Source organism: Thermostichus sp. OS-CIW-33, assembly GCF_054059615.1.
This window is the reverse complement of sequence record NZ_JBSSCH010000002.1, coordinates 106,163-126,446: the sequence shown is the minus strand read 5'-3', so window position 1 is coordinate 126,446 and position 20,284 is coordinate 106,163. Positions and strand designations below refer to the sequence as shown.

Here is a 20,284-nt window from a genome sequence, read left to right as displayed (position 1 = left end):
CATATCATATTCCCCCTTTGGCCAACTTGCCTGAAAAAACACTTCAGGTTAACCTACACTTGTTATCTGTCCATCCTGAGCATTTTCAAGCTGTGAGGATCATTATGGACACCTCTGGAAACACCATTGGAGATGAGGCCATCTCTTTTGTCGTCAGTCTTTGGTCTAGGCTTATCGATTTTATGCCCAATCTCCTTGCGGCGATTGCCATCTTAATTCTGGGTTGGATAGTGGCCAAGGCAGTAGCCTTCGGCGTTAGAGGACTGCTCAAAAGGACGCAACTGGACAATCGCTTGGCTGCTTGGGTTTTGGGCCAAAAGCCCGGCGAGAAGCTGCCCCAAACGGAGCGCTGGGTGGCCGCTGCCGTCTACTGGGTGATTCTTGCTTTTGTGTTGGTGGCGGTACTGAATGCCCTGCAGCTTCAAGCTGTCTCCGATCCGCTCAACAGGTTTTTGGGGGAAATCTTCGTTTATCTGCCACGGGTGGGTGGGGCGCTGGTGCTGCTGGCTGTGGGCTGGGCGGTGGCTACAGTTGCCCGGCTGGCAGTCATCCAGGGGCTGCGGCGTTTCAACCTCGATGAGCAGTTGGCCCGGCCTCTACAGCAGGAAAGCGCTGCCGGTGAGGCAGGTGCAGAAGGAACCCCAACCGGCCAAGAGGGAGGTACAGAGGTCACCCCTTTCCTGCTGAATGAAACTTTGGGCAATGCCCTTTACTGGCTGATTCTGCTGTTCTTTTTGCCGATCATCCTGGATACCCTGAACCTGCAGGGGCCGCTGCAGCCGGTGCAAAACCTGCTGGATCAGTTGCTGTCGATGGTGCCGCGGATTTTGGGAGCGCTGATCATCGGTGCAGTGGGCTGGTTTTTGGCCCGCATCGTGCGTGGGATCGTCTCCAATTTGTTGGTGGCAGCAGGGGCAAATCGGTTGGGGGCACGCTTTGGCGTTCCCCAGTTGGCCCAGATCGTCGGGACGGTGGTGTATGTCTTGGTGTTGATCCCGGCGGTGATTGCGGCGCTGAATGCCTTGGAAATTCGGGCCATCTCCGATCCGGCGGTGGCGATGCTGGAGCAGGTGTTGCGTGCCATTCCCTTGATCGCGGGATCCGCTCTCATCCTGGCCGTCTTTTACTTGCTGGGGCAATTTTTGGCCAGCTTGGTAACCCAGTTGCTGCAGGCGGTGGGTTTTGACCGTCTGGTCGCGGGGCTGGGCTTGCCCCTGGCCGCTGCTCCTGAGCCTGAAGGGGATCCCGCTGCCAAACGTCGCACTCCCTCCGAGATCGCCGGCTTGGTGGTCTGGGTAGGCGTGGTCTTGTTTGGGGCGGTGCCGGCAGTGGAGTTGCTGCAGTTTGCCGCCCTAACCGACATTGTGCAGGGGCTGTTGCTGATTTCCGGTCGGGTGCTCATTGGCGCCCTGGTGTTTGGGATCGGTCTTTATTTGGCCAATTTGGCCCACTCTATGATCAAGAGCTTGGGTAGCCCTTCCTCAGGGGTACTGGCCCAGGCGGCGCGGGTGGCTATCTTGGTTTTTGTTGGCGCCATGGCCCTGCAGCAGATGGGCGTGGCCACCGACATTGTGGTGTTGGCTTTTGGTCTGGTTCTGGGGGCGATTGCCGTGGCGGTGGCGTTGGCTTTTGGGTTGGGAGGTCGCGATGTAGCTGCCGAGCAGATCCGGCAATGGCTCAAGAGAGAGTGAGAGCCTTTCTCTGTAGACGTTCGATTGCACCTAAAAAATTGCCCCGCCCATCACTGGGCGGGGTTATTGCTGCATCCTCAGGCCAGCTTAAACTGCCTCTGGAACTTTGGCCTCTTCCGCCGCCACTTCCTGCACCACGATCTTGCCCCGGAACACCACGTAGTTGTAGATGTTGTAGGACAAGATAACCGGGATCAGGAAGCCAATAAAGGTGAGCATAAACACCAGCGAGCTGGGGGAGGCTGCCGCTTCGTAGATGGTGACGCTGGGGGGGATGATGTTGGGGAAGACCATGAACCCCAAGCCGATAAAAGAAAGCGCAAAGATCAAAAAAGTGTAAACCAAAACGCTATTTTCTTCCCGCCGGCGCAGGCTGCGCAGCAACAACGCCACCAACAAAAGTCCCAGAACTGGGATGGCAGCAAAGATGTAGAAAAGAGGGGGCGAGAAAAGCTGAGCACGCGCCTGCTCGGACATGATAGGAGTGCTGATGGTGATAAACACTGCCCCCAGTAAAGTTGTCCAGGTGGCGATGGTTGCCGTCTTGTAGTAGGTTTCCTGAAGCTCGCCGGTGGTCTTAACGATTAGGTAGGCTGAGCCGATTAACACATAGCCCTGGATCAAAGTAAGAGCCACCAACAGCGTGCGCCAGGTCAGCCAATCCCAGGGGCTGCCGGCAAAGTGGCCGGCTTCGTCCACGCGGATCCCTTCGAAGACGCTGCCCAAGGCAAATCCCTGGCCCAAGGCTGCCAAAAAGCTGCCCACTCCAAAGGCCAGGTTCCACACCAACTTGTTGTCGGCGTTTTCCCGAAACTCGAAGGAAACGGCCCGCAAGATCAGGCCCACCACCATGATCACCAAGGGTATGTAGAGGGCATTGAGAATGGTGGCGTAGGCGAGAGGAAAAGATCCAAATAGGGATCCCCCCATCAACACCAGCCACGTCTCGTTGGCATCCCAAACATTGCCCAAGCTGGTCATGAGAATGCTGCGCCGCGTCTCGCTGGAGGCCGTCAGGGAGAGGATACCAACTCCCAGATCAAACCCGTCCAGCAGAACGTAGAGAAATAGGAATAGGCCCAGGATAAAAAACCAAACCTGGGGCAGAAACCGCTGTAAAGGCTCAAAAGATTCCATCGCTGTTCCCTCTGCTTTGAGTATTTCTGACCAGTGCGAGACAGTTCCCGATGGCGATCCCCAGTCCCTCTCCCTCTAGGGAAGGGAAGTTGGGAGTTGACGTAGCGAAGGGTTTCACTGCTGTGGGGAATGGGCCTGCTACGTTGCCCTGTTGCTACTTGGAGTCACCAGTTAGATGGCTACCAAACTGCTGCTACCGAGCTTCTGCAGGACGGCGATCTGGCTCGTGGCGGGCAGGCTCGACCACGATCACCGGCTGCGTTGCCGGGGCAGGAGCGGGCAACTCCAGGTTGGGCCCTTTGCGGATGATGCGGCTGCCAAAGTAGAGAGCGGCAACGAAGAACACAGTGTACAACGCGGTCAGGCCAACCAGAGAAAACAGCACTTCTCCTGCCGGCAGGGGCGAAACCGATTCCACCGTGCGCAGTTGTCCATACACAATCCAGGGCTGCCGACCCACACAGCGGACGATCCAACCGGTTTCAACGGCGATGTATCCCAGGGGTGCTGCGAAGATCCAAGCTCTCATCAGCCACTTTTGCTGAGAAAGGGCCTCCACTGAGAGCTTGCCCCTCAGCCATTGCACAAGGGTAACTCCGACAAGCCCGGCTAGGAGGAGGCCAATGGCCACCATTGTCCTAAAGGAGTAGTAGATGAGGCCAACCATGTGGGGACGATTTTGGGGATCCCAGCTTTTGAGCCCTTGAATGGGTCGATCCAGCCTGGGTTTGAACTCCAGCAGATAGCCCAGCGCGCCAGGGATCTTCACCTCCCACTCGTTGCGCTCTTCGCGGTCGTTGGGCACAGCCAACAGGCTCCAGTCTGCCCGCTCGCCGGCAGGGATCGTCTCCCACTGGGCCTCCATGGCCGCCAGCTTGGCCGGCTGATAGCGATAGACTTGCTCCGCGCTCAGATGGCCGACGAACACCTGCAAAGGGGCGACCACCAGGGTCATTGCCAAGACCACTTTGAGGGAGCGGGAGAAGAACTCGCTGTGCCGCCGCTTGAGAATGTACCAGGCACTGATGCCACCGATAACAAACAAAGAGGTTTCCAAGGTGGCAAAAAACATGTGCAGAAAGCTGTTGAGCATAAAGGGATTAAAAATGGCCTGCAGGTAGTCGCGCACCACAAATTTTCCATCGACAAATACCCCACCTGCCGGCGTCTGCAGCCAAGAGTTGGCCGTCAGGATCCAAAAGGTGGATAAGTTGGCGCCAAAGGCCACCAGGATCGTCGAGATCCAGTGAATCACCGGCGGGACGCGCTCCCAGCCAAACAGCATGATCCCCAGAAAGCTGGCCTCCAGCATAAAAGCCATCGTGCCTTCAAACCCCAGGATGGTGCCGAAAAAATCTCCCACTGCTTCGGAGAAGGGCGCCCAGTTCATGCCAAACTGAAAGGCCATCGGCAAGCCTGAGGCCACGCCAATGCCAAAGTTCAACACATAGAGTTTTGACCAGAAACGAGCGTGACGATAGTAATCTAAGTTGCGGGTTTTTAGCCAAAGCCCCTCAATCACAACGAGATAAATGGCCATCCCCGTTGTTAAAACCGGCCACAACATGTGAAAAATGGCCGTGAGGGCAAACTGTAGACGAGAAAGGGCAACGGTATCTAGAAACATGATTTGTACCAAGCTTAGATGAATTGGCCAATACAGCTTTTTCCGACAACATCCTCTGCAGTTGACGCAGCTACACCTCTTGCATGAAAAACATCTTGCTCCCTAGCAGACATTGGATGAGGCCGGGAAAGCCCTGATTTTTGTTCCTTCTAACATCGAATCTTGGCTAAGACAATTGACAGGCCGTCCGACTCTAAAGGTTAATTTTAGGATTCTGGAAGTGTGAACCCCTTTTTTGTAATTTAGACTACAAGACAAAGAGCGCACTGCGAACCTAGCGGCCAAAGCCTGGCAGGCCGCTAGTATAGGATTTTGGTCTTTTTCGTCTTTAAACAACAAAACTGTTGTCTTGTTGTATAGATCCAGGAGCGCTTCCCGGCAAGAGACGACTGCCGGTCTACAGTGGCGGCAGACGGCTGCTGATCGTCCCTGGAGCTTGCCAGAATTGGGATCCCAGTTTGCAGAGTGGGGTGGAAGATGTCGTTTATTCCGCTGGTGCGCTTTCTAGGCCAGTCCGGCTTGATTCAAGAGCTGGCCGCCTGCTTGAGATTGCAGCGACGGGCAAATCTGCAGGGGGCAGGGCGGATTGCCAAGGGGTTGATCGCCTCGGCTTTGGCCCAGCAGGAGGGAAGATCTCTGCTGGTGGTCACCGCCACCTTGGAGGAGGCGGGCCGGTGGACAGCGCAATTGGAGGGCATGGGCTGGGAGAGTGTGCAGCTCTACCCTACTTCAGAGGCTTCCCCCTACGAACCTTTTGACCTGGAACCGGAGCTGGTGTGGGGCCAGTTTCAGGTGCTGGCCGATTGCCTCCAGGGGAAGAAGGGCATGGCCATTGTGGCGACAGAGCGGGCCCTCCAACCCCACCTCCCTCCCCCAGAGGTGTTGCGGGCCTTTTGTCTCCAGCTGGAACCCGGCCTGGAGATGTCGCCGCAGCAGTTGGGGCAGCAGTTGACCCGTCTGGGCTACCAGCGGGTGAGTCTGGTGGAAAGCGAAGGGGAGTGGAGCCAGAGAGGCGATATTCTCGACGTTTTCCCGGTGGCCTGCGAATGGCCGGTGCGCCTAGAGTGGTTTGGCAACGAGCTGGAGCGACTGCGGGAGTTCGACCCGGTGAGCCAGCGCTCCCAAGATGGGATCCCCCACGTTTGGCTTACTCCCACCGGCTATGGGCCTATCCTCTGGCCCGCTCTGCAGGAAAAAGCCGATCAGCTCTCCCAGGGCCTACGGCAGCAGTTGGAGCAGTCGCCGTCTCCTCCGGAGGGCTTGCGCCGTTTTCTCGGCCTGCTCTACGATCCGCCAGCCAACCTGCTGAGCTATCTGGATCCCGAGGCTTTGATCCTGATCGACGAGCCGGAGCAGTGCCAAGCCCACAGCCGGCAGTGGCTAAGCCACGCCCAGGAGCAGTGGCAGCTGGCCCGGGCCAGCGAGCCAGCTCTGGTGCCTTTCCACCGCCCCTTTGATCTCAAGGCTCCCGACTGGGATCCCTTCCCCCGCCTGTTGGCCCGCGCCTTTGCCAGCTCCGACCCCGCCGAATCCGCCGCCATCGACCTGAAAAGCCGGCCCGTTCCTACCATCCCCCACCAGTTTGGATCCCTGGCCAAAACCCTGCGCGAGTACCGCAAGCAGCAGTTGCAGGTGTGGATCCTCTCTGCCCAGCCCTCCCGCACCGTAGCTCTGCTGCAGGAACACGACTGCCCCGCCCAGTACGTGCCCAATCCCAAAGACTTCCCGGCCATCGAGCGCCAGCTCCAGTCCTACACGCCGGTGGCCCTGAAGTACTCCGGCTTGGCAGATCTGGAGGGGTTTCTCCTGCCCACGCTGGGGTGGGTGGTGCTCACCGACCGCGAGTTTTTCGGCCAACACAGCCTGGCCACCCCTACTTATGTGCGCAAGCGCCGCCAGGCCAGCTCTCGCCAGGTGGATCCCAACCTGCTCAAGCCAGGGGATTTTGTCGTTCACAAGGCCCATGGCATTGGCCAGTTTCTGCGCTTAGAAAGCCTCACCATTGGGGGCGAAACCCGAGAATACCTGGTCATTCAATACAGCGATGGCCTGTTGCGGGTGGCTGCCGACCAGGTCAACTCCCTTTCCCGCTACCGCGCCAGCGGGGATGGACCACCTGCCCTGCACAAGATGTCCGGCAGCACCTGGGAAAAGACCAAACAGAAGGTGAAAAAGAGCCTGCGAAAAGTGGCCTTTGACCTGCTGCAGCTCTATGCCAAACGCGCCGAACAGGAGGGCTATGCCTTCCCGCCCGATTCTCCTTGGCAACAGGAGCTGGAAGATTCTTTCCCCTATCCCCTGACGCCGGATCAACTCCGAGCTGTCCAGGAGATCAAGCGGGATATGGAATCTCCACGCCCTATGGATCGGCTGCTGTGTGGGGACGTGGGCTTTGGCAAAACAGAGGTGGCAATCCGTGCCATTTTCAAAGCCGTAACCGCCGGCAAGCAAGTAGCTCTCCTGGCGCCAACCACCATTCTTACCCAGCAGCACTACCACACCCTCAAAGAGCGCTTTGCTCCCTATCCTATTCAAGTGGGCTTGCTCAACCGCTTCCGCACCTCGGAGGAGAAAAAAGAAATCCTATCCCGTCTCAAGAGTGGCGAACTGGATGTTGTGGTGGGCACCCACCAGCTTTTGGGCAAGGATGTGCAATTTCGGGATTTAGGCCTTTTGGTTATTGACGAAGAGCAGCGCTTTGGCGTCAACCAAAAAGAGAAAATCAAACTTCTCAAAACCCAGGTGGATGTACTCACCCTCACCGCCACCCCTATTCCCCGCACTCTGTATATGGCCTTGTCGGGTTTGCGGGAAATGAGCTTGATCCAAACTCCGCCTCCTTCCCGCCGGCCTATCAAAACTCACCTTTCTCCCTACAACCCCGAAGTCATCCGCACGGCTATCCGCCAAGAGTTGGATCGCGGCGGTCAAGTCTTCTATGTCGTCAACCGCATTGAAGGCATCGAAGAAACCAGTGCCAAATTGCGGGAATGGGTGCCCGGTGCCCGCATTGCCATTGCCCATGGGCAGATGCCGGAAGGGGAGCTGGAAGCGACCATGCTGGCTTTTAACAACGGAGAAATCGATATCTTGGTCTGCACCACCATTATTGAATCCGGTTTAGATATTCCCCGTGTCAACACTATTTTGATCGAAAATGCCCAGGAGTTTGGTCTGGCTCAGCTTTACCAATTGCGAGGACGGGTGGGCCGGGCCGGGATCCAAGCTCATGCTTGGCTGTTCTACCGAGAAGATGGCATCCTCACCGAAGAGGCCCGCAAGCGCCTGCAGGCCATTCAGGAATTTACCCAACTGGGATCCGGCTATCAGTTGGCGCTGCGGGACATGGAAATTCGCGGCATTGGCAACCTCTTGGGAACTCAGCAATCCGGACAACTCAACGCGGTGGGCTTTGATCTCTACTTGGAGATGTTGCAAGAGGCGATTCGAGAAATTCGCGGCCAAGAGATCCCGCAGGTGGAAGACACGCAAATTGACCTCAATATAACGGCCATGATCCCGCAGAGCTATATCCCTGACGAAGATCAAAAGATGCAGGCCTATCGCCAATTGGCGGCTGCCGGCTCTCGGGTCGAACTGTTGCAAATTGCCCAGGAATGGCAGGATCGCTTTGGCCCCTTGCCCAAGCCCACCCAGGAGCTGCTGCGGGTGATGGAGCTGAAGATTTTGGCCCGCACGCTGGGCTTTTCCCGCATTAGGCCGGCCAAGGAGCATGTGCTTTTGGAAACCCCCATGGAGGAGCCGGCCTGGAACCGCCTCAAGGAAGCCCTGCCGGCCCATTTGCAGTCTCGCTTTGTCTATCAGCCGGGCAAGGTGACGGTGCGGGGCCTGGGAATGGTGCCTGCGGCCCAGCAACTGGAGAACCTTTTGCAGTGGCTGGACAAAATGAGCTTGGCCCTGATGGAAGCCCGGATCCCAACAGCCACCTAGTCCTGGCTGCGGGGGGGCTGGGCTCTGCCGTGAGAAACTGGGATGGATGGCCGGCCCTTCTCGGGTGGAACTTTTGCACTCCCTTTTGCCTCGTGTTTGCCCCATGAAGGTTCTAGAAGCCCACCACCTTCAGAAAACCTACCGGCAGGGGGGCAAGGAGGTTCGGGCAGTGGTGGATGTCTCCCTGGCGATTGCGGCAGGGGAGATCCTGGCTTTTCTGGGGCCCAACGGGGCCGGCAAGACCACCACCATCAAGATGATCGCCGGGCTGATCCAGCCCGATGCCGGCAGCGTGCGCATCCTGGGGCGGGATCCCCACGCCGATCCGGGTGCGCTGGCCCAGGTGGGAGCGGTGCTGGAAGGCAATCGCAACCTCTACTGGCGGCTTACCCCCTTGCAAAACCTGGAGTACTTTGGCGTGCTGCGGGGGTTATCCCCCAGAACGGCTCGCCAACGGGGGGCAGAGCTGCTGGAGACCTTTGGCCTGGGGGAGAAGCGGGATGTTGCCGTGCAAACCCTTTCGCGGGGTATGCAGCAGAAGGTGGCCATTGCTGTTGCCCTTCTGCACCAGCCGGCTCTGCTGTTGCTGGATGAGCCTACCTTGGGGTTGGATGTAGAAGCCGCCCAAGCGGTGAAATCCTTGATCCGCCAAATTGCCGCTTCAGGTCGGGCCATTCTCCTCACCACCCACCAACTGGATATAGCCGAGGCGCTCTCAGACCAAGTGGCTGTGATCGAGCGGGGGATAATTATTGCCCAAGCTCCCACGCAGGAGATGATCCGGCAGTTTGCCGGCGCCGCCGGCTCTTACCGGATTGAGTTGGAGCAGAAGCTGGATCCCAGCCGGGCGGAACGCCTGGCCCAGCAAGGGGTGGAGATCCTGGGATCCCATCAGCTGCGCTTCAGCGGCTCCTCGGAGACTTTGTATCAGGTGCTGGAGATCCTCAAGCCCTTGCCCTTGCTCAGGATCAAGCGCGAGGAAGCGGATCTCACCCACATTTTCCTCAAGCTGTTGAAAAGGAGAAGGGAGCAGGGATGAGGCCACTGCTGTACCTATTTTGGGCCGAGCTGAAGCGGGCCTGGATCCAGTACATCCGCTATCCGGCAGAAGCCCTGGGCGGGATCCTGATCACCACTTTTTTCTTCTATGCCCTCTTTGCCGGCGCTCAGTATGTGGCGGGGCCGGCCTCGCAGTTTGGACAACGGCTGGATGCGGTGGTGATTGGCTATGTGCTCTGGACGCTGGTCATTTTTGTGGTCAACGACATTGCCCTCAACCTGCAGGTGGAAGCCCAGACAGGCACCTTGGAGCAGGTGTTGCTCTCGCCATTTTCGGCAGCCACTCTCTTCTTGGCACGGGCTTGTGCCAGCTTGGTGTTGCGCTTTTCCATTGTCGTCGTCATTCTGGGCGTCATCTTATTGCTGACGGGCAGCCGGTTGCGGTTTCCCCCTGCTCTGGTGTTGCCTTTGGTGAGCGTGGTGCTGGGGGCCTACGGTTTTTCGTTTTTGCTGGGATCCGCTGCTCTAATTTGGAAGCGAATTCAGCAGCTTTTGATCATCAGCCAATTCGGCCTGCTTTTCCTGTTGGCTGCTCCCACGGAAGAATGGCCGGGATCCCTGAGGTGGCTAGGGCAAAGTCTGCCCATGACGGCGGGGGCTGGGCTGCTGCGAGACGTGATGGTGCGGGAGGCGGGCTTGGATCCCGTGCGGCTGATCATGGCTCTAGCCAGCGGCATTTTCTACTTCGGCCTGGGTCTGCTGGCCTTTCGCTGGGCAATGCGGCTAGCCAAACGTCAAGGGATCCTGGGATCCCAGTAGAGGTCTGCAGGAGGGCATCTAGAGCGAACGTTGGTCGGGGGAGCGGTGCAGCAGGTGAGGGAAGTGGTATTCTACCGCTCCAGTGACCGGGTTGTTTTCGGGGAAAGCCATGCTCCGCCGGCTCAGCTCTTGCAGCGCCTTTTCAATTTCGTCAAAGTCGGCAGGTAAGTCGATAGCTATCTCCGCAAGGGTGAGGATCCCTTGCCGCTGTTGGGCTAGCCGCAGGATCTCCCGCATCAGAGCTTGACCTTTGAGGGGCTGAGGAGGTGCTGAGGTGGTTTTTGAGGAAGCTGGGGATGGGGAGGGTCGGGATCCCTGCAGGACGGCCAGCTTGAAGTTGTAGTTCTCCACCATGCCTGGGATCAAAAACAGGTCAATTAACTGGCCAAAGCCCAGCAGGCCAAAGGTGAACAGCCAGAGGATGCCTGTTCCAGTCTTGCCCAGGTAGAAGCGATGGACGCCACAGATCCCGAAGATGCCCAACGCCCAGAGGATATAGGCAGTACCGACAGACTTGGGTTCAGCGGGGGGCAGCAGGTAGCGAGAACTCATGGGGATTTGACGAGATAACTCCGAGCGGGTACTTCCAGTTTGTCATCTTCTGGTCTGGACGGGCAGAAGAGAACCGGCGTGATCTCTGCAAGCAAGCTGGGATCCCTTCTACGCTCTTGTCTGAGGGAGGGCAGCCTCAACGGGAAAACAACCGGAATAATGAGATCCAAGTCCCCCAGGCTCAAAGAACTCCGTCTCCCGCTCACGCAAGCAGTGGACATGCCTATAGAAGGCAAGGGAAAGTCGATGTTTGAGCCAATTTTAATCGGGTTGAGCGCTGTGCTCTGGGGCCTCCTCTGGGGCTACGCTACACTGCTGGTTGTGCTGGTGAACTTTAAGGAGCAAGGATCGGTTTACGCCTACCCTATGCAGGCGGTGCTGGATCGCTTTGTCGAATCCTTGGGGCTGGGCTGGCTTAAGGATCTGCATGCCCTGCAACTGAGGCCGCTGCGCCGGATCAGCTATGCTCTGTTTGGTGCCGTCACCCTAGGGGTGGCTTTCATGCTCTGGGTGTTGGGGTGAGGCGATGACCAGATCGACAGGCGCATTCCCGCAGCAACTGCAAATGCGTTAACCCAACCCGAGTTCTCGACAGGCTCATAATGACCGCTGCCCAACTGATTGCTATTCTCTCCACTGCCATTGCCACCGCCACACCGGTGGTCTTCGCCTGTGTGGGGGAAACCATTACCGAGCGGGCAGGGGTGATCAACCTCTCCGCAGAGGGGACGATCATGCTGGCGGCCATGGTTGGGTTCGCCGTGGCCAAGCTGACGGGAAGCTTGGTATTGGGCTTTTTGGCTGCCGCCGCGGTGGGAGCGCTGTTTGCTGGGATCGTGGCCTTTGGCTCGCTGACCCTGAAGGGATCCCAAATTGCCATTGGTTTCGTCTTGACCCTATTGGGGGCGGATTTGTCTTCCTTTTTGGGCAATCCGTTCGTGCGGATCCCAGGGCCAACGGTGCCCAGCCTGCCCATCCCCTTCCTGAGAGAGGTGCCGCTGCTGGGGCCACTCCTGTTCCAAGGGGATCTGTTGCTGTACGCCAGCTACGCGCTCATCGGGGGAACTTGGTTCTTTTTGTATCGCACTCAGCCTGGCCTGATGTTGCGGGCTATGGGAGAACAGCCGGCGGCGGCTTTTGCCCGCGGCACCGATGTCATTTTCTGGCGCTATGTTTACACCCTTGTGGGGGGATCCCTATTGGGCTTGGCGGGGGCTGCCTTTTCTCTGGATTTCAAGGCCGGCTGGAGCCACCGACATACAGCAGGGTATGGCTGGATTGCCTTGGCCATCGTCATCTTCGGTGGCTGGAACCCCTTGCGGGTAGCCCTGGGGGCCTACCTGTTCGGCATTTTGCAGTCCTTCGCTGGGGTTGCCCAGACTACCATCCGCGCCGTGCCCACCCAAGTTTTCACGGTGGCCCCCTTTGTGTTGATGATTTTGGTGTTGGTGCTCACTTCTGGGGAATGGTGGGAGTGCTGCTTGCGCGGGATCCCACCTCGGCTGCGGCGCTGGATCCAGCAGGCGGTGAAGGCCACGCCGCCGGCAGCTCTGGGGCAGCCGTTTGAACCGGGCTAGAGGTTGCTTCCGGCACTGCGGCTTGGGGGTCGCTGATCAGCCAGATCGGAGAGGGGAATCTGAAAGCGCTAGAAAATAGCCTGCAGTTTTTTAAGGCAAGCCTGGATCTGCGCCATCTCCGAGGGATCCAGCTTTTGGAAGCGCTCTTTCAAGTAGGCGACGTGGGCCGGGAAAATTTCCTCAAACAGTTTTTCCCCCGCTTCTGTCAGCACGACCTTAAAGCAGCGTCGGTTTTCCGGGGGCACTTCCCGGCGCACCAGCCCTTTTTGTTCCAGGCGATCCACAATGCCGGTCAGTGTCCCTTTGGTCACCAGCGTTTTTTGGGCCAAGACATTCATGGTCATCCCAGGGGTATTGCCAAGGGTAACCAACACATCGAATTGGGGGGCCGTCAGCCCCATTTGCCGAATGTGAACCCCGGCGTAATTTTCAAAAGCTTGGTAGGCCCGCGCCAGATCCCGCAACAGCCCCAAAAAAGGCTCACGGGCCGCCAATACCGTCCCCCTCAGCGGAACAGAGTCCTCAGGCTTGAGAACCTCGTCGCTTTGGAGAAGGGGGGATGGAGAGGAGTCAGCGGGAGTGGGCATGGTTGAAGATCGCAGTTCGCGTTGGTGGAACAAACTCAAACCCAAAGGACAGTCTCGGCTCCATGATAGCCCACTGTAGTACAGTTCTAACGCAAAATGAACTACGTCTATCTGCTTTGCTGAGCTAGCCCCTTCGCCGTTATGTGGTTCTCATAAAAAAAGGGGATCCACTGGATGGATCCCCCGTGACGGACAGAGCTTGTGGGGCAAACACCCGCCCAAGGCAGGTGACCACAGCAGACACTAGGGCTTCAGCTCGCTGGGGATGCGCTCCCCGAAGAGCACGAAGTAGAGAATGCGGTAGATGTCTGTGTTCAGGATTCCAGTGACCGGCACTAGCTCTCGAGCGTTCAGGCCCGCAGCGCGAGCAATGACTCCACTGCCGACGTCATCTCCGCTAGCCCAAGCCACGGCAAAGGGAAAGCGCTTGCCATTTTTGTCGGGAGCGGAAATGAACGGCTTGCTACCGGTGCCGTCAACTCCGTCAATGGGGGCACCACTGCCTTCGGGGTCAGTAGGGGGCAGCGGCTCCTCGGCGGACTCGACATCCACCAACTGCATCCCGCCGGCGTTGCTGTCGCTGGTGGTGATCATGAAGGTCTTGGGATTCTTCTCGATAAAGTTGAGAATCACCCCGATGGCATCGTCGGCCCGCTTCATGGCCTCCAGGCAGCCAGAGGCATTGAGGTTGTTGCACATGTTATCAGTGCCCTCTTCTTCGATGACGGCGAAGAAGCCCTTAGGATTGCGGGAGATCCGCGCCAGGGCAAATTCGGTCATCTCGGCAATGGTGGGGGCGCTGGCGATGTAGTTGGGCAAGTTTTCTTTCCGCAACTCTTCTTCAGGCTTGTCGTAGAAGGTGTCCTCGACGTTGAACACCCCCAAAACCTTGGAGACATCTGCCGGCAGCTTGAGCAGCTCGTCGCGGGTGTAGACAACGGCGTACCCCTTTTTCTTGGCCTCCTCAATCAGGTTGCGGCCATCCTTGCGCTTCCCTTTGCCAAAGCGGCCCTGGACACCTTCCGGCAGCAGCCATTCCTCGCCAGCGCCGAGGATGATGTCTACCCCTGACTCCACCACCTGCAGGGCAATCTCCTCATAGTCGCTGCGCTTGGCAGCTTTGGCAACGAAGGCAGCCGTCCCCGGCTCAATGATGGATCCCGTTTGCACCAGAGCCGTACCCAAGCCTGCCGCCACAGCCTCTTCCATGATCGTGTTCAGGGTGCCGTTGGCAGAGGGGTACTCTTTGCCGTCCGGATCCAACCCAAAGCTCTTGGCGTGGACACGAGTTCCTGTGGCATGGGTCACCGCTCCGGCGTTGGAAGTTCCCCCAAGCTGGTCGAAATGGTGCCCGCGATAGGTGGTAATCACGGGAAGACGATCCCAGTTCAGAAAGCCATCGGGGCCGTAGTAGAGAATGCGCGTGATGTCCCAGTGGGAAGCTGAGGTTCCATCTGGGTGAAAGAAGATTGCACCGTTGCCGGTTGGCTTAGGCGCCGCTTGAGCCACACTAGAGGAAAAAACTGACGAGGACAGCAGACACAAAGTTGCAGCCAAAGCCGCCCTCAAAGAGTAGCTACGCATAGCTAACACGCCCTTGCTCGTTCGAAGCTGAACGTTAAAAACGTAACACAGCTTCAGATGAGTTTGCAAGGGCATAGCAATGCAGCAGCGCGAAACGTGCCTGAAGCGAGTGCGCCACTGAGCGATTTCCCCGTCTGACAGTGCAGCTTACGGGGTCTATAACTAACGTTAACTATCTCTTAACTGTCTCATAACTGTCAAGGCTTCTCGCAGGGCTTTTGGGGTACCTGTTCTAAGGCGCAGCCGTCCCTCTCGTCAAGTGGCTCTTCTGGAGGTGATGGCGGGGTTTTTGGCCAGTGGCTGCCATGCTTGCCTAAGCTGTCTGAGTTGCTGCTGCCAGCGCTGCAATTCGCCCGCCTCCAACGGGATCCCACCGAAGCGCACCTCCATGTAGCGCTCCAAGAACCGGATGGCCAACTGGGCTTGTGGCAAATCGGAGTGGCGCAGGTGCTCAACCCGTTGCGCTGGCCCCAAGTGCTCCGGGATCCCCACCGCCGTCGCCAGATCCCGCAGTTGCAGATAAAGCCTTGAGATAAGCTGGCGGCGCTGCTGCGACTTGGGTAGAGCCGCCGGGATCCAGCGCATCCCAGCAAAGGCCAGACTCGGTAGCAAGAGGCCAACCATCCAGGTGGGCCAGGGGGGCGGAGGCTGCCACAGGGATCCCAGCAAAACCCCATTGCCGGCAGTGGCCAACAGAATCCACCCCCCATCCTGCCAGCGCAAAGCCCGATAGCGGCGGCGGCGACCCCAATAGGCCATGGATCCGGTGATCAAAACCACCCCCAACACCGGCAGGCCATTCTGCTGCAACGTTTGCCCCAAGGCAACCAGGCTGCAACGGAAGCCAGCACCGGCATCCTCTCGATCCGGAGAGGCGGCTACAGCGCTGGCCATCTCCTGAATCTGCCGCCAGATCTGCTGCTGGGTGGATAGGTCGTACTGGATGACGTACTTAAACCAGCGGAAGCGCAAGCTGTCGTAGAAATCTTGAAGGGGATCCCACCAGGTTTCCCGCCGGCTGACATTGGCCTCTGCCGGTGTGGCATCGAAAATGATCCACCCGTAGGGGCCAAAGGGGATCTCCGTCCAGGAATGGGCGTCGGCATTGCGTACTGCCAGATAATTTTCCTGCGCCACCCAGCGCCCGCCCAAAAAGCCATTCACCATCCGGGCCGGGATGCCAATGCTGCGGGCCAGTATCGTCAGGGCTGTGGCGAAATATTCGCAGTGGCCCCGCCGATGGGTGAACAGAAAGGCTTCCAAAGGCGGTTCAGGGCCGGGATCCGGCAGATCGGTGGTATAGGCGTAGTTCTCCAGCAGGTAGTTCTGCAAAGCCGTCACCTTGCCAAAGACATCGGGGATCCCAGCGGTAACGTCTTCAGCCAAGGCGGGAATGCGCGGATCCAGGTCTGCTGGCAACTGCAGATAGGCTGCCTGTTGGACTGGGTCGAGAGCACTGAACAGCTCTGCGTGGCTCAGCCGGCGCAAGCGCGGGCTTAACTCCCTTGAGATCCGGCTCCGGGCGCGGTAAAGATGGGGCACCTGCCGAGGCAGAGAATGGCCAACATCTCCGGTCTCGCTCAGGATGAGGCGGCGATTCTGCCGTTGCCAAGCTTGTTGCACCGTCGCTGCTCCGCCCCGCTCCAGCCATTCCATCTCCACCAGCGGGGCCACCCCAAAAACGGTGTTGGTGACCAGCGGCTCCAGATAGATAAGCTGCTCCAAGGGGAGAAGCAGCAGGTCGGGAGCAGTGGGGATCAAGCTGGAGGCAGAGAGATCAAATACCCCTGCTGCGTTGGGGAAAATGGGGATGAAGCGGTCTAGCGTTCGCGACCAGGCCCGTCCATCGTAGCGATCGAAGCTGATCCCGCGCCAGTAGAGGGACTCCACACGGGGCGGCACCCCTGCCGGAAATTCCACCCGCATGACAACGGTGTTATCGGTTTTGAGGGTGCCGAATGCTCCCAGGCTGACTTCCTCGGCAAAGCCGGTGGTCATCACCGGGGAGCGGGCCTGGCGGCCCAGGATTCCTAAACTAACTCGCGGGAACAGGAAGAACAAAGCCACCGACAGGATCACCGCCAGCAAGGCCAGGGATCCGAGAAAGCCCAAGAAGTTGAGGTCGATGCCACGGGTTTGGCTGGCTGCCTGCGGGTGCTGCTCTGCTTGCAGGCGCAGGTGGTAAAGGGTGAGGTTGATTAGCCCTACCCCCACGTACAGCAAAAACAGCAGCCCAAAGCTGATGTCTTCGTTGAACAGGGTGGCAATGGCCATCAGCAGCAGAGACAGCACCGCCAACTGGATGTGATCGGCTGCCCGTTCCCGCTGAAACAGCTTGGCCCCCGTTAGGTAAAGCACCAAGCCAATGGCCCCATCGGAAAAGGGAAGGATCCCAAAGATAACCAAAGCCAGCAGGCTGAGCAACACCGCCACCGTCAGGGGCATCCACAGGGGGGCATAGCGGGCAAAAGCAATCCTTGGCGGCTCCCAAAACCAACTGCAGGCCCCTGCGGCCAAGCAAACGGCAATGACCGGTGGCGACAGAGCCTGATCCCCCAGACAAAGGGCTGTGAAGGCGATCCCCACCAACAGGTAAACAAACACCTTTTGAACGGATGGCAGTGTCCAGGTCATGGCCCTTGGGATTCAATCCTTTCCAGCATAGCCAAGTCTTTTTTGCTACCGGTTTGCCCTCCCTGGGATCCCCTTTTGGACAAAGCGAAGGGCATTAGAATCGTTAGCTAAGAATCGTTAAGATTTTGTTACTCGCCGGTCTCGACGGGATACCTGTGACACGCTGCGCGAAAAGGTGGTGAGATGTCCAGCCAAAACGAAATTCACGTGGTGGGGGCGCGGCAGCACAACCTCAAGAATGTCGAGCTGCGGATCCCGCGCGATCGCCTGGTGGTGTTCACCGGCGTCTCCGGCTCTGGCAAATCTTCTTTGGCCTTTGACACCATTTTTGCCGAAGGGCAGCGGCGCTATGTGGAATCCCTCAGTGCCTATGCGCGGCAGTTTTTGGGGCAACTGGACAAGCCGGATGTGGATCGCATCGAAGGGCTGAGTCCGGCCATCTCCATCGATCAAAAGTCCACCAGCCACAACCCCCGCTCGACGGTTGGCACCGTTACCGAAATCTACGACTACCTGCGGCTTCTGTACGGAAGAGCTGGGATCCCGCACTGCCCCCATTGCAACCGGGTGATCGCCCCCCAGACGGTGGATCAAATTGTGGATCAGATCCTGGCCCTGCCGGATCGGACGCGGTTTCAGTTGCTCTCGCCGGTGGTGAAGGGGAAAAAGGGCACCCATGCCAACCTGTTGCAAAGCTTGCGCCAGCAAGGGTTTGTGCGCGTGCGCATCGACGGCCAGGTGCGGGATCTGAGCGAGGAGATCGAGTTAGCCAAAAACAAAACCCACACCCTTGAGGTTGTGGTGGATCGGCTGGTCAAGAGCCCCGACATAGCGGAGCGACTGGCCGATTCTCTGGCAACCTGCCTGCGCCAGTCGGGAGGAATTGCGGTGGTGGAGCTGCTGCCGCGGGAAGAGGAGCGAGAACAGCTGCTGCAAAAGGTGGCCGAGTCGGCGGGGCAATACCTGAACAGCAAGCCAACGGAGCTGATTTTTTCTGAGCAATTTGCCTGCCCGGAGCACGGTTCGGTGATGGGCGAGCTGTCGCCGCGCCTGTTTTCCTTCAACTCGCCGATTGGGGCCTGTCCTGTCTGCCACGGGCTGGGTTTTGAGCCCATCTTCGACCCCGAGCGGATCGTGCCCGATCCCAAGCTCCCCTTGTACGCGGCCATCGCCCCTTGGGCAGAGCGGGAGAACCCCTACTATCTGGCTTTGTTGGCGGGAGCCGCCAAGGCTTTTGGCTTTGACCTCAGCAGCCGCTGGTGTGATCTCACCCCCCAGCAACAGCAGATCATCCTCTACGGCGCCGACCAGGAGGTCTACATCGCCGAGGTAGAATCTCAGTACCGAGGCCGGGGGTACTATCGCCGCTATGAGGGGGTGATTCCCCAATTGCAGCGGCACTACCAGGAAACCACTTCCGAAATCTATCGGCAAAAGCTGGAAGCCTACCTCACCTACCGTCCCTGTTCCGCCTGTGGGGGATCCCGTCTCAAGCCGGAAGCTCTGGCCGTGCGCATCGGCGGCTACCGCATTACCGATCTCACCGAGATCTCCATCCGCGACTGCCTGCGCCGCCTGGAGCAGTTGAAACTTACCCCGCGACAAGTGCAGATCGGCGAGCTGGTGCTGCGGGAGATCAAAACCCGGCTGCAGTTTTTGGTGGATGTGGGCCTGGACTACCTAACGCTGGCCCGCCCGGCCATGACCCTCTCCGGGGGCGAGGCGCAGCGGATCCGGCTGGCCAGCCAGATGGGCTCCGGCTTGACGGGGGTGCTCTACGTGTTGGACGAACCCTCGATTGGCCTCCACCAGCGGGACAACGAGCGCCTGTTGCAAACCCTGTTTCGCCTGCGAGATCTGGGCAACACCCTGATCGTGGTGGAACACGACGAAGAAACCATCCGTGCCGCCGACCACATCGTCGATATCGGCCCTGGGGCCGGCATCCACGGGGGGGAAGTGGTGGCCCAGGGATCCCTGGCGGACATCATGGCCTGCGAGCGCTCCATCACCGGAGCTTATCTTTCGGGGCGGCTGCGGATCCCTACCCCTGCGCAGCGGCGGGCCGGCAAAGCGGTTTCCCTCAGGCTCACCAATGCCCACAAAAACAACCTCAAGCACATCGATGTGGAGATCCCTCTGGGCAAGTTGGTCTGTGTTACAGGCGTCTCCGGCTCCGGCAAATCCACCTTGGTCAACGAATTGCTCTACCCTGCCCTGCAGCACCATCTTGGACACAAGGTGCCCCAACCCGCGGAGATGGGAGAACTTGAGGGCATCGAACACATCGACAAGGTGATCGTCATCGACCAATCTCCCATTGGCCGTACCCCCCGCTCCAACCCTGCCACCTACACGGGTTTGTTTGATCCCATCCGCCAAACCTTTGCCCAAACCTTGGATGCCAAGGCCAGAGGCTACCCATCCGGCCACTTTTCCTTCAATGTCAAGGGGGGGCGCTGTGAAGCCTGCAAAGGGCAGGGGGTGAACGTGATTGAAATGAACTTCCTGCCCGATGTGTACGTCACCTGCGAAGTCTGCGGGGGCAGCCGTTACAGCCGCGAAACCCTGCAGGTCAGGTACAAGGGCAAGAACATCGCCGAAGTCCTGGATATGACGGTGGGGGAGGCGCTGGAGTTTTTCGCTGCCCTGCCTCCTGCCGCCAAGATCCTGCAGACTCTGGCCGATGTGGGCCTCGATTACATCAAGCTGGGCCAGCCAGCCCCGACCCTCTCCGGTGGGGAAGCGCAACGGGTCAAGTTGGCCGCAGAACTGGCCCGCCGCTCCACCGGCAAAACCCTCTATCTGTTGGATGAGCCTTCCACCGGCTTGTCCTTTTACGATGTCCACAAACTCTTGAACGTCCTGCAACGGCTGGTGGATACAGGCAACACCGTGCTGGTGATCGAGCACAACCTGGACATTCTCCGCTGTGCTGATTGGATTATTGACTTGGGGCCAGAGGGCGGCGACCGCGGCGGCCAGATCATCGCCGTTGGCACTCCAGAACAGGTGGCTGAGCACCCCGGATCCCATACAGGGCGCTATTTGAAGCAGGTTTTGCAACAACATCCCCCAGGTCGCTGAGCAACTCAGCCTGCTGCAGGGAGAAAGTTGACCGAAAGC

At 58.7% G+C, this 20,284-nt stretch carries 13 protein-coding genes; 7 read left to right on the top strand and 6 right to left on the bottom strand.

Features of this window, described 5'->3' with window-relative positions; translation table 11 throughout:
* Positions 1-104: 104 nt before the first annotated feature.
* Positions 105-1,691: a mechanosensitive ion channel gene (locus tag ACVWZG_RS01985; RefSeq protein WP_457405432.1), complete on the top strand. Its 1,587-nt coding sequence runs from the start codon at positions 105-107 to the stop codon at positions 1,689-1,691.
* An 87-nt stretch (positions 1,692-1,778) separates the two neighbouring features.
* On the opposite strand, the gene cydB is transcribed toward ACVWZG_RS01985, so the two are convergent.
* A complete protein-coding gene (gene cydB, locus ACVWZG_RS01980) occupies positions 1,779-2,828 on the bottom strand; it encodes a cytochrome d ubiquinol oxidase subunit II (RefSeq protein WP_011432837.1) in 1,050 nt (349 codons plus the stop codon).
* A gap of 193 nt (positions 2,829-3,021) precedes the next feature.
* Complete coding sequence (locus ACVWZG_RS01975; protein ID WP_457405429.1) at positions 3,022-4,455, bottom strand: cytochrome ubiquinol oxidase subunit I; 1,434 nt, start codon at positions 4,453-4,455, stop codon at positions 3,022-3,024.
* A gap of 477 nt (positions 4,456-4,932) precedes the next feature.
* On the opposite strand from ACVWZG_RS01975, the gene mfd reads away from it, so the two are divergent.
* The 3 genes from mfd to ACVWZG_RS01960 all read left to right on the top strand — a co-directional run bounded on the left by mfd (position 4,933) and on the right by ACVWZG_RS01960 (position 10,224).
* Positions 4,933-8,406 (top strand): transcription-repair coupling factor, encoded by a 3,474-nt coding sequence (gene mfd / locus ACVWZG_RS01970; protein WP_457405427.1) that lies wholly within the window; start codon positions 4,933-4,935, stop codon positions 8,404-8,406.
* A 103-nt stretch (positions 8,407-8,509) separates the two neighbouring features.
* Positions 8,510-9,445 (top strand): ABC transporter ATP-binding protein, encoded by a 936-nt coding sequence (locus ACVWZG_RS01965; protein WP_011430592.1) that lies wholly within the window; start codon positions 8,510-8,512, stop codon positions 9,443-9,445.
* On the top strand, positions 9,442-10,224 hold the full coding sequence (locus ACVWZG_RS01960; RefSeq protein ID WP_457405425.1) for an ABC transporter permease: 783 nt from the start codon (positions 9,442-9,444) through the stop codon (positions 10,222-10,224). Before ACVWZG_RS01965 ends, ACVWZG_RS01960 begins: the two co-directional genes overlap by 4 nt.
* Positions 10,225-10,242: 18 nt before the next feature.
* Here the strand turns inward: ACVWZG_RS01960 and ACVWZG_RS01955 are convergent, their stop codons facing one another.
* Positions 10,243-10,776, bottom strand: coding sequence for a TM2 domain-containing protein (locus tag ACVWZG_RS01955; protein WP_414342801.1), 534 nt, complete (start codon positions 10,774-10,776; stop codon positions 10,243-10,245).
* Positions 10,777-10,995: 219 nt separating this feature from the next.
* Here ACVWZG_RS01955 and ACVWZG_RS01950 point away from each other — a divergent pair, with 219 nt between their 5' ends.
* Positions 10,996-11,298 (top strand): hypothetical protein, encoded by a 303-nt coding sequence (locus tag ACVWZG_RS01950; protein WP_187147267.1) that lies wholly within the window; start codon positions 10,996-10,998, stop codon positions 11,296-11,298.
* Positions 11,299-11,378: 80 nt separating this feature from the next.
* Positions 11,379-12,353 (top strand): ABC transporter permease, encoded by a 975-nt coding sequence (locus tag ACVWZG_RS01945; protein ID WP_457392184.1) that lies wholly within the window; start codon positions 11,379-11,381, stop codon positions 12,351-12,353.
* Positions 12,354-12,421: 68 nt separating this feature from the next.
* Here ACVWZG_RS01945 and ACVWZG_RS01940 read toward each other — a convergent pair whose 3' ends face one another.
* The 3 genes from ACVWZG_RS01940 to ACVWZG_RS01930 all read right to left on the bottom strand — a co-directional run bounded on the left by ACVWZG_RS01940 (position 12,422) and on the right by ACVWZG_RS01930 (position 17,158).
* Complete coding sequence (locus tag ACVWZG_RS01940; RefSeq protein ID WP_011432828.1) at positions 12,422-12,847, bottom strand: MarR family winged helix-turn-helix transcriptional regulator; 426 nt, start codon at positions 12,845-12,847, stop codon at positions 12,422-12,424.
* Between the two features lie 336 nt (positions 12,848-13,183).
* Positions 13,184-14,533, bottom strand: a complete 1,350-nt coding sequence (locus ACVWZG_RS01935) for an alkaline phosphatase (protein ID WP_457392187.1) — start codon at positions 14,531-14,533, stop codon at positions 13,184-13,186.
* A gap of 246 nt (positions 14,534-14,779) precedes the next feature.
* Positions 14,780-17,158: a transglutaminase family protein gene (locus ACVWZG_RS01930; protein WP_457405424.1), complete on the bottom strand. Its 2,379-nt coding sequence runs from the start codon at positions 17,156-17,158 to the stop codon at positions 14,780-14,782.
* Positions 17,159-17,341: 183 nt separating this feature from the next.
* Here ACVWZG_RS01930 and uvrA point away from each other — a divergent pair, with 183 nt between their 5' ends.
* Positions 17,342-20,245, top strand: coding sequence for an excinuclease ABC subunit UvrA (uvrA, locus tag ACVWZG_RS01925; protein WP_457405423.1), 2,904 nt, complete (start codon positions 17,342-17,344; stop codon positions 20,243-20,245).
* The last annotated feature ends 39 nt before the right edge of the window (positions 20,246-20,284 follow it).

Coding starts and splice junctions, on each gene's coding strand:
- ACVWZG_RS01985 (WP_457405432.1), top strand. CDS start 105: ATGGACACCTCTGGAAACACCATTGGAGATGAGGCCATCTCTTTTGTC.
- cydB (WP_011432837.1), bottom strand. CDS start 2,828: ATGGAATCTTTTGAGCCTTTACAGCGGTTTCTGCCCCAGGTTTGGTTT.
- ACVWZG_RS01975 (WP_457405429.1), bottom strand. CDS start 4,455: ATGTTTCTAGATACCGTTGCCCTTTCTCGTCTACAGTTTGCCCTCACG.
- mfd (WP_457405427.1), top strand. CDS start 4,933: ATGTCGTTTATTCCGCTGGTGCGCTTTCTAGGCCAGTCCGGCTTGATT.
- ACVWZG_RS01965 (WP_011430592.1), top strand. CDS start 8,510: ATGAAGGTTCTAGAAGCCCACCACCTTCAGAAAACCTACCGGCAGGGG.
- ACVWZG_RS01960 (WP_457405425.1), top strand. CDS start 9,442: ATGAGGCCACTGCTGTACCTATTTTGGGCCGAGCTGAAGCGGGCCTGG.
- ACVWZG_RS01955 (WP_414342801.1), bottom strand. CDS start 10,776: ATGAGTTCTCGCTACCTGCTGCCCCCCGCTGAACCCAAGTCTGTCGGT.
- ACVWZG_RS01950 (WP_187147267.1), top strand. CDS start 10,996: ATGCCTATAGAAGGCAAGGGAAAGTCGATGTTTGAGCCAATTTTAATC.
- ACVWZG_RS01945 (WP_457392184.1), top strand. CDS start 11,379: ATGACCGCTGCCCAACTGATTGCTATTCTCTCCACTGCCATTGCCACC.
- ACVWZG_RS01930 (WP_457405424.1), bottom strand. CDS start 17,158: ATGACCTGGACACTGCCATCCGTTCAAAAGGTGTTTGTTTACCTGTTG.
- uvrA (WP_457405423.1), top strand. CDS start 17,342: ATGTCCAGCCAAAACGAAATTCACGTGGTGGGGGCGCGGCAGCACAAC.